Genomic DNA, 13,467 nt, shown 5'->3' with positions numbered 1-13,467 from the left:
ATCATCCCCGGCGGCGGCCGCGACGCTCGCGGGTGGGGCCGGCATCGTCGGTTCCATCACTGACAGAGCTGAACCCGCCAAGATGTTCGGCAATGACTTCCAACGAAGGGCGGTTGCCGCGCGGTCGGGTTTCCAACGCCTCGCGCATGGCGCGCAGATGTTCCGGCATGGTGCCGCAGCAGCCGCCGATGACGCGCACGCCCATATCGCGGGCAAGACAGGCATAATCGGCCATCAGGTCAGGCGTGCCATTGTAATGGATGTGACCGGCCTCGAATCGGGGGATACCGGCATTGCCTTTGGCGATGATGGGCCGTTCGCTTCCTGACGCCAGAAATCCGGTCACGGTGCGCAGCAGGTCCGAGGCACCGACACCGCAATTGGCCCCATATGCGACCGGCGGATTGGGCAGCTTTTCCACCAGAGACGACAGCTGGGCCGAGGTCAGGCCCATCATGGTCCGGCCGGCGGTGTCAAAGCTCATGGTGCCGCACCAGGGCATATCGACCAGGCTTGCGGCCTCGGCGGCAGCGCGAAATTCTTCGGCTGCGCTGATGGTCTCGACCCACAGCACATCCGCGCCACCGTCTTTCAGGGCCTCGGCCTGTTCGTGAAACATGGCAACTGCCGCTTCATGGGTCAGCGTGCCCATAGGGGACATGATCTCTCCGGTGGGGCCGATGCTGCCGGCCACGATCACCTTGCGGCCACTGCCGTCGGCGACCTCGCGTGCCAGTTCAGCGGCAGCGCGGTTCAACTCGGCAACGCGGGAGTCAGCCTTGTGCAACCGCAGCCGGCTGGCATTTCCGCCAAAGCTGTTGGTCAGGAACAGGTCCGAACCGGCATCGACCGCGCCGGCATATAACCTGCGAATCCGGTCGGGATGTTCGGTGTTCCACAATTCCGGCGGCTCGCCCAATTCCAGGCCCATGTTGAACAGGGTTGTTCCGGTAGCCCCATCAGCCAGCAACCAGTCGCGTTCCGACAATAGACGGGTCAGGGAATCGGTCATCAGCATATCCTCGGATTCATCGCATCAAGGTTGCGCGCCTGTGTCACAACCCTTGCCGACGGTCAAATCGTATCATGAACCCTGTCATGAAATGCAAAGCCCCGGCAAAAGAAAATCGCCGCGCCGGGGGACCGGCACGGCGAAACAGTGTGGTTCATCGCGTTGTTCAGGCGATCAGGCGTCTTCGCCTTCTTCGTCCGACGATGCGCCGCCGATGTCGTCGAACAGTTCGGCGATCTCGAATTCGGCTTCTGCGTCGGCTTCAGCGGCCAGATCCTGAATGGATTTGCCCTGCGCCTGAAGTTCGGCTTCTTCGTTCGAACGCGCAACGTTCAGCGTGATCGTGGCTTCGACTTCGGGGTGCAGCACGACGGCGACGTCATGCAGGCCCAGTTCTTTGATGGGCGAACGCAGAACGACCTGTTTGCGATCGACCGTGAAGCCGGCCTCGGTGGCCGAATCGGCTGCGTCACGGGTGGTCACCGACCCGTACAGCGCGCCCGAATCGGATGCCGAACGAATGATGACGAAGGCTTCGCCGTTCAGCTTGTCGGCAACTTTCTGTGCCTCGGCCTTGGTTTCGGCGTTGCGGGCTTCCAGCTGAACCTTGCGGTCCTCGAAAGCGGCGATGTTTGCGTCGGATGCGCGCAGGGCCTTGCCCTGGGGCAGCAGGAAGTTACGGGCGTAACCTTCCTTGACCTTTACCACTTCGCCCATCTGGCCCAGCTTGGCCACGCGTTCCAAAAGGATGACTTGCATGATCAGGTCTCCTTACTTCACGACATAGGGCAGCAGGGCGAGGAAGCGGGCGCGCTTGATGGCACGGGCCAGTTCACGCTGCTTCTTTGCCGAGACGGCGGTGATACGCGAAGGCACGATCTTGCCGCGTTCGGAAATGTAACGCTGCAGCAGACGCGTGTCCTTGTAATCGATTTTCGGCGCATTTTCACCCGAGAACGGGCAGACCTTGCGACGACGGAAGAACGGTTTGTTCGCCATGGTTCAGATCTCCTCAGTTCCGGTCGCGACGTTCGCGGCGATCGCCACGTTCTTCGCGCTTTTGCATCTGCACCGACGGACCTTCCTGGTGCTCATCGACGCGGATGGTCATGACACGCATCACATCGTCATGCAGACGGGCCAGACGCTCCATTTCCTGAACGGCAGCCGAAGGCGATTCGGTGCGCAGGAAGGCATAGTGGCCCTTGCGGTTCTTGTTGATCTTGTAGGCGAGGGTGCGGACACCCCAGTATTCGTTGTCGACGACCTTGCCGCCATTGTCGGCGAGAACGGTCGAAAAGTGTTCGATCAGCCCTTCGGCCTGCGTGTTCGACAGGTCCTGGCGGGCGATCAGCACATGCTCGTACAGAGGCATGGCATCCCTTTCATCATGGGCGACTTCACAGGCGGGGTTTGGCCTTCCGCACCCGCCACGAGAGGTTGCCGGTTGCAAAAATCTCGGCGGAAGGATGCGGCCTTATAGCGGCAAATGCTGCAGATGCAAGGTAAAAGGGGCAGGGCGCATGCCGATACGCAGATATACGCTTTACGGGGGGCACGCAGGGCATTACATCCGCATGTCATGCTTCCCGAAGATCGCCTTCACCAGATTACCCAACGGTTCGAGTTTCTCGAAGCGCAGTTGAATGCCGGCGCGGCCGCTGATCAGATCGCGAGGATCAGCCGCGAATATGCGGAACTGAAACCCGTTGTCGAACAGATCACCCAATGGCGCAATGCACGTGATGCGATGGCCGAGGCCAAGGCCATGCTGACCGATCCCGAAATGCGCGAACTGGCCGAGGATGAGCTTGCCGGTCTGCAAGAAGATCTGCCCCGTATCGAACAGGAGTTGCGGATTGCGCTTCTGCCCAAGGACGCGGCCGATGCGCGCCCCGCCATTGTGGAAATACGTCCCGGCACGGGTGGTGACGAAGCGGCATTGTTTGCGGGGGATCTGCTGGCGATGTATCGCCGCCATGCCGAGGCACAGGGCTGGAATTTCCAGCTTCTCGAACTGTCCGAGACCGAGCTTGGCGGCGTCAAGGAAGCCATGGCCCGAATCGAGGGCGAGGGCGTTTTCGCGCGACTCAAATATGAATCGGGCGTTCATCGGGTCCAACGTGTGCCCGAAACTGAATCGGGTGGCCGCATTCACACCAGTGCGGCGACCGTGGCGGTGCTGCCCGAAGCTGCCGATGATGTCGAAATCGACATTCCTGCAGGCGATATCCGCATCGATACCATGCGGGCCAGCGGCGCGGGCGGCCAGCATGTCAACACGACCGATTCCGCAGTGCGCATCACGCATATCCCGACCGGCATCGTTGTGACCAGTTCGGAAAAATCCCAGCACCAGAACCGCGCCAATGCGATGGCCGTGCTGCGCGCGCGCCTTTATGACATGCAACGTCAGCAGGCCGATGCGGAACGCGCCGCAGACCGGAAATCCCAGGTCGGCAGCGGGGATCGCAGTGAACGGATCCGGACCTATAATTTCCCCCAGGGGCGCATGACGGATCATCGCATCAATCTGACATTGTATTCGCTTGATCGGGTCATGGCGGGTGATCTCGGCGATATCATCGATGCGCTGACCTCGCACGATCAGGCCGCGCGGCTGGCCGCGCAGGAATGACCATTCAGGACGCCCGGCGACGATACGCCGCCATGCTGCGCGACGCGGGAATCGAGGGTGGCGCACGGGATGCCGAGCGTATCCTTGCAGCGGTTCTGGATGTCGAGCCGGGCCGCCTGCGTGTTATGGACGACCGGGATCTGACCCAGATGGAAACGGCACGTCTGGATGCGGCCATGCAGGCCCGCGCGGCCCATCAGCCGGTCGCGCAAATCGTGGGGTTTCGTGATTTCTACGCCCATCGTTTCAAGGTCACGCCCGATACGCTGGATCCGCGCCCCGAAACCGAAAGCCTGATCGAAGCAGCGCTGGCCCTCGATTGGTCGTCGGTTCTGGACATGGGGACCGGCACGGGGGCGATCCTTGTGTCGGTGCTGGCGGCCCGCCCCGGCGCCGCCGGAACGGGCAGTGATATTTCATCGGCCGCATTGGCGGTAGCACGGGAAAATGCCCATCGGATCGGCGTGAAGGCCCGTTTCGTCACATCCGATTGGTATGACGGCCTTGAAGGTCGCTTCGATCTGATCCTGTCCAACCCGCCGTATATTGCCCGCGCTGAAATGGCGGGTCTTTCGCCGGATGTGCTGGATTGGGAACCTCATCTGGCACTGACGGATGGGGCTGACGGGCTGACTGCCTATCGTGCGATCGCCCAAGGCGCGCGCGCGCATCTGACCCCCGGCGGACATGTGCTGGTTGAAATCGGGCATACCCAAGGGGCGGCGGTTTCTGCGTTGTTTCAGGCTCAGGGCGCGCGAACTTGTGTCATCCCTGACCTTGACGGGCGGGATCGTGTCATTCAGGCTTCATTTGACGGCTGAATCCCGCGAATTGCAGCAATTTTCAGGAAAATGACAAATTTCTCCTTGTAACGCTGCCTTCTGCATGATTAGTCAACGACGTGCCGGGGGCCAAAAGCCACCGCACAGTCCAGCCTGACAAATGCCGAGATTGACAGGGCGCAGACGGCGCCCCGCAAGGCAAGAGCCGGGTTTGAACGGTAGGCCGCAAGGAATTGCAGCCCCTTCCGTCGGAAATGCCTTCCGGACCATTCCGGATCCCCAGACGACCCTGGAACCATAACAGACAGACTGATGAGATCATCGAAATCCCGTTCGCGTAACAAGTCGAATCGCCAGCGCTCGCTGGGGAACATAGTCAACCGTGTGTTTGACAGCTCTGGTCCGGAAGGAAAGGTCCGGGGCACCCCCCAGCAGATCATCGATAAATATCTGACGCTGGCGCGGGACGCGCAGCTGTCCAATGACCGCGTGGCCGAGCAGAGCTTTTTCCAGCATGCCGAACACTATACGCGAATGTTGGGCGAGGCGCAGCGCGAAATGGCGGAACGTCAGGCGCAGCAACAGCACCATCGACATCAGAATGATGACGATCGCGATGGGCAGCAAAACAACAATCGCGACAATAACAACCGTGACAACGGTCACCGCAACCGTGACCAGCATGGCCAGCGCGAGAATGCGTCGAACGATCGCGGCAATCAGCCCGAGCGCAGCCAGCCCGAGCAGGCGCAGGCCCCCGCCGATCAGGCACCTGCCGCCACGGTCGAGGACAAGCCTGCTACCGGCGAAGGAAACCAGCCTGCCACCACGGAAAAGCCCGCGACGCCGCGCCGTGGCCGCAGCCGGCGCAATGCCGATGCCGAGGTTGCCAAGACCGAGGCCCAGCCCGATACGCAACCGCAGCTTGGCTTGCCGGACGCCGTGACCCCAGAGGGTCGGGAAGGTCCGATCGAAACCCCCGAAGCCGCGCCTGCGAAAAAGCCGCGGGCAAAGTCGACCCGCCCGCGCAGCACGACCGGTCGCAGCCGGCGCAAGGCGGATGAACCTGCCGCAACGCCACCCGCCGCCGAAGGCGCGGCAGAGAGCGGTTCGACCCCGGAAGGCAACACCGAACAGGGCTAACCCGCCCGACAGTTTCGCACATGTGTCAGGGCCGCTATTGTGGCCCTTTCCTATATGCCTCGTGGCAAAGCCCGCCGATAGTCACGCGGGTTCAGGATGTTGCACGTGCGTGCTGTAGAACACGGGCGAGCGCACAGAAACGTTCCAGTTCGATCTCTTCTGCGCGTGCGGTCGGTGCGATGTCGGCCTGTGTCAGCAGGCTTTCCATGTCGGGATGCAGGCCGCGCAGGCTTGCGCGAAGCATCTTGCGTCGTTGATTGAAGCCGGCGGCCGTAATCTGCGACAGGGTGGCCGCATCGGCGGGAAAGCGCGGTTCGGGCAGCGCATCCAGATGTACCACCGCCGAATGGATCGAAGGCGCGGGAACGAACGCCTCGGGTGGCAGGGTCATGACGATTCTTGCGTCACTGCGCCATTGCGACAGCAGGGCAAGCCGGCCATAGGCCTTGCTGCCGGGCTTTGCGACGATCCGCTCGGCCACCTCTTTCTGGAACATCAGCGTCAACGATTGCCAGAAGGGCGGCCATTCGCGCGGGGTCAGCCAACGGATCAGCAATTCGGTTCCGACATTGTAGGGCAGATTGGCCGCAATCCGGATGGGCGGTGTCAGGTGTTCAAGCGGATCAATTTCAAGCGCATCGCCATTGATAACCCCTAGACGCCCCGGATAGGCTTGGGCAATCTCGTCCAGGGCGGGCAGGGCGCGCGCATCTTTTTCGATGGCAAGAACGCGCCGTGCCCCTTCGGCCAGCAGGCCACGGGTCAACCCGCCCGGCCCGGGCCCGATTTCGAGAATGTCGCATTGCGAAAGGTCGCCAGCCTGACGCGCGATCTTGGCGGTCAAGTTTAGGTCCAGCAGAAAATTTTGTCCAAGCTGCTTTTTCGCGCGCAGATCGTGGCGCGCGATCACCTCGCGCAGCGGGGGAAGGTTGTCGATCGTGCTCATCCGCGCGCCCTTGCCATGTCCTGCGCCATTTTCAGGGCCGCGATGGTCGAGGTGGCATCCGCGCGGCCTTGTCCGGCAATATCAAAGGCGGTTCCGTGATCGGGCGACGTGCGCACGAAGGGCAGACCCAGTGTAACATTGACGCCACCGGCGAAATCCAATGTCTTGATCGGGATCAACGCCTGATCGTGATAGGCGCAGATTGCCGCGTCATATCCGGCCCGCGCGGCGGGGTGGAACATCGTGTCCGCAGGCAGCGGCCCGGAAATATCCATCCCTTCGTCGCGCAAGCGCGCAAGCAGCGGGCGCAGGAACAAATCCTCTTCGTGGCCCATGGCCCCACCTTCGCCGGCATGCGGGTTCAGACCGGCGACCGCCAGCCTTGGCGCGGAAATGGCGAAGTCGCGCTGCAGGCCCGCATGGGTGATGCGAATCGCCTGTTCCAGACGCTCTGGGGTCAGGCTGGCGGGCACGGATGCCAAAGGGATGTGGATCGTCGCGGGCACAACCCGACAAGGCGGTTCGACCGCTGTGGATGCCAGCATCATGGCCACCGGAACGTCACCCGCCAGATCGGCCAGATATTCGGTATGCCCCGGAAAGGCGAAACCGGCACCTTCCTTCAAGGCCTGCTTGTTGATCGGCAGGGTTGTCATGGCCAGCGCTTCGCGACGCATCACCAAATCGACGGCGCGGGCGATGACCTCGATCACGGCCTGTGCATTTTCGGGGTCCGCGCGGCCCGGTGTGGCCGGGGCCGGAAAGTCATGGCGCAGCACCGGCACCTGACCATCAGGCACGGCATCTCCGGGGGCCGCGATTTCGCAATAGGGGGTGCCAGCGGGCAGGTGGGCGGGGTCGCCGATCCAGGCGAAATCCACGCCCGAGGCCATGGCCGGTCCGACCAGTTCGGGGCCGATTCCGGCAGGCTCGCCACAGGTCAGCAGGACACGACGGGCCATCGTGTTACGGACGCCGGATCACGGCATCGGCGCGCAGTTCCGCCAGATAGGCCTCGGCGGCGGCGTTTGCCTTGCGGTTGAAGATGTCCTCGCGCACCATTTCCCGGCTTGGAATTCCCTGTTGGTCGGGAACGGCGGCTTCGACCCCGTCGTCGGGAAGTGCGGTGGTCGCCACATCTGCCTGCGCTTCGGCCAACAAGGCCGGCTGGCGAGAACACAGGACGACGACATCCGCCGCATTGCCGTAATTCACAATACCCGCTTCGTCGTCATCCATTGATGCCAGCCGCGTTGCGATCAGCGTTGGAATGGCATTTTGCGACTGGGTCTGGCGGTTGACCATCGGCGCGGCTTCGCTGCCCGCCTGCACATAGAGGTCATCGCAACTGCGCGTGCGTGCGGCCAGTTGCGCGGCCTCGCTGGCCGAAGGCATGCGCAACGTCATGTATTCCAGAACCTGTTCCTTTGCGCCGGGTCGCAAGGTGCCTTGGGAATCGCGCATGAAGAACAGCACCACGGCCCCGGGCACCGTCAGCGGTTGTGTGATCTGGCCTGTGGACAGATTGGTCAGGACGGGGCGCAGTGAAGGTGGCAGGTTGTCCAGCGCCACCCAGTTCAGCCGCCCACCAGCCGCGGCGGAGCCGGCGGCCGAATACTGGCGTGCGGCGGCTGCAAACTGGGCCTCGTTCGGCTGCGATGCGGCAATCGCGTTTGCGCGATCCATCGCAGCCTGTTCCTGACCGGGAGGGGTCGGGATGATCAGCTCGGACAACAGAACCCGGTCGATGATCGGTGTTTCGATCTGGCGTTTCATTTCCTGATCGATTTCGGCGTCGGTCACGTTCAGCTGTGGCAACAGGCGTTGACGGATCACGGCCCGCCATGCAACGCCGGCGCGCACGAAATCGCGATAGGCTTGCGGTTCGACCCCCGATTGTTCCAATGCGGCCGTGAACTGCGCGGCGGACATTCCGGCACGGCTGGCGAATTCCTCAAGCCCCGTTTGCAGGCCCTGATCGGTGACTTCGATCCCCAATTGCTGGGCGGCATACATGCGCAGACGATCCAGAACCAGCGCATCTTCGGCCCCGGCTTCATCCGCAGGTGATCCAAGGATCTGCATGAAACGCATCCGCTGCTGGACCTCGTAGCGGGTCACGGCCTTGTCATTGATATACACGACCGGAGCGAAAAGATTCTGCGCAATTGTCGGCTGCGCCGCGCCGAGGATCAAGGTCGCCGCCACGGCGACGCCGGAAAGAATGTGCCGCATCTGCTGGCCCCCAAATCACTTGTCGCGGCGAGACTAGCGCATGCAACTGCGACGCGCCACCGTGCCTTGCCCGTCTTTCTGGCTGCCAAAGCCGCCCAGACGCACGGACAGGTCGAAGCTGGTTTCCGGGCGCACGCTGTAACTGTCGGTGAAACGGCGTGAAAGCCCCATCTCCAGCGTCAGGCATTCATTGCGATAGGCGACATCAAGCGTGGCCTTTTGCGCTTCGTCTGCGACGAAATCATAGCGGGTTTCCGCATTCGCCCACCAGCCGTCTGCAATTTGCCAGCCGATCATCGCGGTCAGTTCATTGGTATCCTCGTCCCGGCCTTCGTCTTCGTCGCTGTCGATCCACAAATAGCCTGCCGACACCTCAAGATTGTTGCGCAGCCAGCCGAGACGCAGCTCGTTTCGCGAAAAATTGAAAGAGTCATTGAACAATGACCGGTTGGCCAGCGCCAGGCCGGTGCCGCTGTCGTAATGCGCGGCCAGCAACCAATCGGAACGTTTGCCTGCCAGCGGCGAATCGACCGGAAAATCCGGATCCGCATGGGCGCGAATGACACGTCCGCCGGTCAGCCCCAGCGACCATCCGTTCGGATCGATACGTGTCCAGCTGACCCCGATATTGGCCCGCAGTCCGGTTTCGCGCGCATCCCAGCCGGGAAAGCGATTGTCCGAGAACAGATTGCCTTCGTCGAACTCGATCAGGCGGCTGTCCTCGTTCGGGATGTCATCATCCTCGCCCCGGGGCGACCACAGCAATTGAACCACCGGTTCGACCATATGCGTGGCGCCTGACGAGGTTGCCATCAGCGGCCAGCGCAGTTCCACCCCCAACAGCGGATCCACGCGGGTGACAATCTCGTCGTAGCGGCTGTCCTGAACGATATGATACAGATCCGCATCCAGTCCGGCGATCGCCGAGCCGACGAAGCCGCCGGGCAGGATTTCGGTCCGCCGCCAATCCAGCCCCAGCGAACCGCGGACTTCGTCCTGGCCGATAATGTCTTCATCGGAGGGCCGGCGATGGGCGTGGACCGACCATTCCATCAGGCCCTCGCCGCCAATTCCGCGCGGCGTGAAACGCCGCTGCCACAGGACATCCGCGACCTGATTGGGCGAGGTGTCGTTGTCTTCGTCGTCGCGCAATGAATGATAATTGCCGACACGCCCGACGAACAGCCGGTCGCGGGTCACGCGTTCCAGGGTGATCCCGCTCCAGAGCCGGTCTGCATCGGTGATGTCATAGTCCAGCAGATAGCCACGATCCGATGCGACCTGAAGCTGAATTCCCATACGATAGCCACGCGGCAGGCTGTAGATGGCATTGCCGAACAGGTAGCCGCGCGTTTCGCCGGGTTCGATGTCATCGCGGCTGACGGCACCGTCCCATTCGGCCACGCCATTCGCCCATGCCTGCCGATAGCGAAATTCCAGCGTCCGGGTGCGATTGGCCGAGACATAGGGCGTGATCGTGACGTCGGCGCTGTCTCCGAGGGTTTGGAAATAGGGTATCTTCACGCCGAAGCCCAAGCCCGATGTCGTGCGAAACTCGGGGCGCAGAAACCCAGAGCGGCGCTCGACCGTGGGGTCGGGTGCGGTGATCGTGAAAGGCGCTGCCGCAATGGGCACGCCAAAGGCACGCAGTTGCGGGCGGTCCAGCGTCAGCAGGCTGGTTTCGGCATCATGAGTGATGCTGCGCGCCCGGATTTCCCACAGCGGTGTCGGATCGCTGGCGCAGACCTGACAGCTAGAGGCGACAACATGGGTCAGGCTGGTCATGCGTCCATTGCTGCTGCGCGTCAGCTCATCCGCGGCCAGTTGCAATTCACGGGCGATCACCAGTCGGGCGCCACGAACGACACCATCCTGCAATTCGCGGTCAAGCTGCGCGGAATCGGCAATCAGGATTGCTTCACTGTCAGGATCGTTCGCCCCGGGCTGGGACAGGTGAATCGGGCCTTCGATGGTCAGATCGCCGGTTGCGCCATCCACGATCAATCGCGACGCGACCAGTCGCGCGCCCTGATACCAGACCACCACACCACCGGCGGCGATCAGCGTGCGATCCCCCTGCAGGATCATGTTGTCGGCCAGTACGGTTGCAGCCTCATCGGTGTTGTCGGAGACCGGGCGGCTGCCGGGCAGGGTGACATTGGCCGTCGGTTCAACTGCGACCAGTTCGGCGCGTGCGGGCGTGCCATCGCCAAGCAGATCATTGTTCAGGGCGGGCGCGGCGGGTGCCAGCGCGGCCTCGCCTGCCGATGTGGCAAGGGGGGCCGCCGATATCTGGGCGTCGGTCATCGGCTCGTCATCGAATATCGTTTGGGCATGCAGGGCTTGTGGCATGCCCTGCCAAACGGCGATGCTGGCGCAAAGGCTTGTCGCTGTCGTCAGACGCTTCAGCATCATCCGTCCTCTCGTTGCAGGATCACCCCCAGCGCCAGCAATCCGCCCACCAGCGGCGGTGCCCACGCGGCCATGATCGGGGTGATCTGACCGTTATCGCCCAGCACCTGCGCCAGATTGCGCAAAAAGAACAGGCCGATTCCGGCCGCAAAGGCGATCAGGACCGCGATTCCAGTGCTGCGGCCGCGGACATGTTGCATTGTGAACGCAGCCGCAATCAGGATCATGGCCCCCATCAGGAACGGGCGCGCCAGTTCCATCTGAAACCAGACACGATGACGCGCGGCGGTGAAACCTGCGCGTTCAAGCCCGGCGATAAAGCCGGGCAGCTGCCAGACCGGAACGGCCTCGGGGCGGCCAAAACCGTCGCGGATGCGCTGAGCTGTCAGGTCTGATGCCAAGGTCAGTGTCTCGCGCGCTTCGGCCAAGGCTTCGGGATTGGGTCGGTTCAGCGCATAGTCGCGCACATCCAGCAATTCCCATTCGCCCGGCGACAATCTTGCTTCGCGGGCCTCGATGCGGCGCACGGGACCGTTATTCTGATCAAAGACCAGGAACGAAGCGTCATACAAGGTCGTGGCATCAGGGCTTGCGCGTCGGGCACGGATCACGATCTGGCCTGCCTCTTGGCCCTGTTCGATCACGGCCTGACGCAACCACATTGCGCTGTCGCCGATTGAAACGGTCTGGCTGCCCTCGCGTTCGATATTGGCCACGGCCTGATCAAAGCGTTTGCCCGTGACCGCGACCATCGGATTCAGAAATGCGACCGTAATCGCGCCAACCAGAATGGCCGCCACCGATGGCGCCGTAACAACCTTCAGCGCCGACCGCCCGGAAGCCCGGATCGCAACCATTTCCGAGCTTCGTGCAAGCCCCAGAAACAGCGCAATCCCTGCCAGCACCGTGATCAGCGGAAGAATGGAATAAAAGCTGCCCGCGATGTTCAGCCCTGCCAGTTCCGCCGCGCCCGACAATCCGATATCGCGATCGGAAAAACGGCGGATCATCTCGATCATGTCGATCAGCAGCAGAATCATCAGAAACACCCCCGCAATCAGCAGGAAGCTGCGCAGAAACCGGCGTCCGACGTAGCGTGCAAGGATCATGCCATGCCCCCCTTGGCCGTCGGTTTGTTGGCCGCCGGTCGATTGGCAAGCGCGACGCGGGGGCAAATGCGCCGCGGTCGCGCGGCCAGCCACAACAGGACCACGCAAAGCACGATGCCAAACAGCGCAGGCACGTAAAGCAGGGGCCACAGTTCAGTATCCCGTCCGACCTGATTTGCCGCCGCGTTGGTCAGGAACTGTACCGCGATCAGCCCGACGATCGCCCATGTCACCTGCCGCCACACCCCGAAACGAGAATAGCTGCCGATCAGCAGGGTGGCAAAGCCGATCATTGCGGCAATTGGCGAAAGCAGCGGCTGGGCAAGTCGCTCATGCGCCTCGCGCCGTGCATCGCCAGCGTCGTCGGATCTGGTCGCGTCCAGCAACGACTGATCCGGCGACAGCAGCGCAAGCGTGCCGAATTCTCGCAGGTCACGCTTTTTGCTGCCGGTCGTGGACAGCATCGCCCCCAGATCGTAACTCAGCTGTTCGAACCGGGTTACTGACAGGTTTCTCTTGTCATGCTGATATCGCAGGTTTTGCGTCATTCCACGCAGCAGGATCAACACCGGCCCCGTATCGTTGCGCACCACCAGCGCCTCTTCCGAGGTATAGGTCGTCTGATCCTCGGGATTGCGTGCATCCTCGATGAACAGATCCAGCAACCGCCCGTCGCTGGCGATGTCGCGAATGAACAGGGTGATCCCGTCGGTCGGATATTGGAATGTGCCCGCCCGCAGGAATTGGGCGGTGATGTTCTGCGTGATCTCGTCCTGTCGATCCGCCAGCTTGGTTCGCGCCATAGGCACAAGGCCGTGCACAAGCACCGCAACCAAAAGCCCGACGAACAGGCCGAAAACCAGAACCGGCCGCGCCATGCGCCACGGCGATAAACCCGCTGCCTGCATTGCAACCAGCTCCGACTCGCCCGACAGCCGGTTGGTTCCATAGGCGGTGGCCGCGAATGCCGCGACAGGCAACACGACCGAGATCACCAATGGCAGGGTCAGGACGGTGAATTCCAGCACCACCAATGCGGATTGGCCGTCATTCAGCAAATCATCAAACAGGCTGACGGCGCGGTTGATCCAGTAGACTGAAACCAGCACCAACGCGAAGAAGCCGAACAGGGTCAGCAACAGGCCAAGTAAATAGCGATCAATCCGGGGCATGATGGGCATGGGCTTTCT

13 protein-coding genes are annotated in these 13,467 nt (G+C 62.4%); 3 read left to right on the top strand and 10 right to left on the bottom strand.

Annotated features, from left to right (window positions below; all coding sequences use genetic code 11):
- Position 1: 1 nt before the first annotated feature.
- From bmt to rpsF, 4 genes are all read right to left on the bottom strand, one after another.
- The gene (bmt, locus tag PAF17_RS03585) at positions 2-1,012 is read right to left on the bottom strand and encodes a betaine--homocysteine S-methyltransferase (protein ID WP_271887703.1); all 1,011 of its coding nucleotides are present in this window, start codon (positions 1,010-1,012) and stop codon (positions 2-4) included.
- A gap of 174 nt (positions 1,013-1,186) precedes the next feature.
- On the bottom strand, positions 1,187-1,771 hold the full coding sequence (gene rplI / locus PAF17_RS03580) for a 50S ribosomal protein L9 (protein WP_271887702.1): 585 nt from the start codon (positions 1,769-1,771) through the stop codon (positions 1,187-1,189).
- A gap of 12 nt (positions 1,772-1,783) precedes the next feature.
- The gene (gene rpsR / locus PAF17_RS03575; RefSeq protein WP_022707247.1) at positions 1,784-2,011 is read right to left on the bottom strand and encodes a 30S ribosomal protein S18; all 228 of its coding nucleotides are present in this window, start codon (positions 2,009-2,011) and stop codon (positions 1,784-1,786) included.
- Between the two features lie 13 nt (positions 2,012-2,024).
- Entirely contained in the window at positions 2,025-2,387 is a 363-nt protein-coding gene (gene rpsF / locus PAF17_RS03570) for a 30S ribosomal protein S6 (RefSeq protein ID WP_271887701.1), read from the bottom strand.
- Positions 2,388-2,594: 207 nt separating this feature from the next.
- Here rpsF and prfA point away from each other — a divergent pair, with 207 nt between their 5' ends.
- From prfA to PAF17_RS03555, 3 genes are all read left to right on the top strand, one after another.
- A complete protein-coding gene (gene prfA / locus PAF17_RS03565) occupies positions 2,595-3,650 on the top strand; it encodes a peptide chain release factor 1 (protein ID WP_271887700.1) in 1,056 nt (351 codons plus the stop codon).
- Entirely contained in the window at positions 3,647-4,471 is an 825-nt protein-coding gene (gene prmC, locus PAF17_RS03560; protein WP_271887699.1) for a peptide chain release factor N(5)-glutamine methyltransferase, read from the top strand. The genes prfA and prmC overlap by 4 nt, the downstream gene beginning before the upstream one ends.
- Positions 4,472-4,744: 273 nt before the next feature.
- Complete coding sequence (locus PAF17_RS03555; RefSeq protein ID WP_271887698.1) at positions 4,745-5,575, top strand: DUF4167 domain-containing protein; 831 nt, start codon at positions 4,745-4,747, stop codon at positions 5,573-5,575.
- 91 nt (positions 5,576-5,666) lie between these two features.
- On the opposite strand, the gene rsmA is transcribed toward PAF17_RS03555, so the two are convergent.
- Genes rsmA through lptF form a run of 6 tightly spaced genes read right to left on the bottom strand, consistent with a single transcriptional unit; the run spans position 5,667 to position 13,449 of the window.
- On the bottom strand, positions 5,667-6,521 hold the full coding sequence (gene rsmA / locus PAF17_RS03550; protein WP_271887697.1) for a 16S rRNA (adenine(1518)-N(6)/adenine(1519)-N(6))-dimethyltransferase RsmA: 855 nt from the start codon (positions 6,519-6,521) through the stop codon (positions 5,667-5,669).
- Complete coding sequence (pdxA, locus tag PAF17_RS03545) at positions 6,518-7,483, bottom strand: 4-hydroxythreonine-4-phosphate dehydrogenase PdxA (protein WP_271887696.1); 966 nt, start codon at positions 7,481-7,483, stop codon at positions 6,518-6,520. The genes rsmA and pdxA overlap by 4 nt, the downstream gene beginning before the upstream one ends.
- Before the next feature lie 4 nt (positions 7,484-7,487).
- Positions 7,488-8,756, bottom strand: a complete 1,269-nt coding sequence (locus tag PAF17_RS03540; protein WP_271887695.1) for a peptidylprolyl isomerase — start codon at positions 8,754-8,756, stop codon at positions 7,488-7,490.
- A gap of 33 nt (positions 8,757-8,789) precedes the next feature.
- On the bottom strand, positions 8,790-11,168 hold the full coding sequence (locus tag PAF17_RS03535) for an LPS-assembly protein LptD (RefSeq protein WP_271887694.1): 2,379 nt from the start codon (positions 11,166-11,168) through the stop codon (positions 8,790-8,792).
- Positions 11,168-12,277, bottom strand: coding sequence for an LPS export ABC transporter permease LptG (gene lptG, locus PAF17_RS03530; RefSeq protein ID WP_271887693.1), 1,110 nt, complete (start codon positions 12,275-12,277; stop codon positions 11,168-11,170). Before lptG ends, PAF17_RS03535 begins: the two co-directional genes overlap by 1 nt.
- Positions 12,274-13,449, bottom strand: a complete 1,176-nt coding sequence (gene lptF, locus PAF17_RS03525) for an LPS export ABC transporter permease LptF (protein WP_271887778.1) — start codon at positions 13,447-13,449, stop codon at positions 12,274-12,276. Before lptF ends, lptG begins: the two co-directional genes overlap by 4 nt.
- Between the last annotated feature and the right edge of the window lie 18 nt (positions 13,450-13,467).

This window comes from Paracoccus onchidii (assembly GCF_028294535.1).
Classification (GTDB): Bacteria; Pseudomonadota; Alphaproteobacteria; order Rhodobacterales; family Rhodobacteraceae; genus Paracoccus; species Paracoccus onchidii.
The sequence above is the reverse complement of the archived record's forward strand: the minus strand, read 5'-3'. Positions and strand labels throughout refer to the sequence as shown.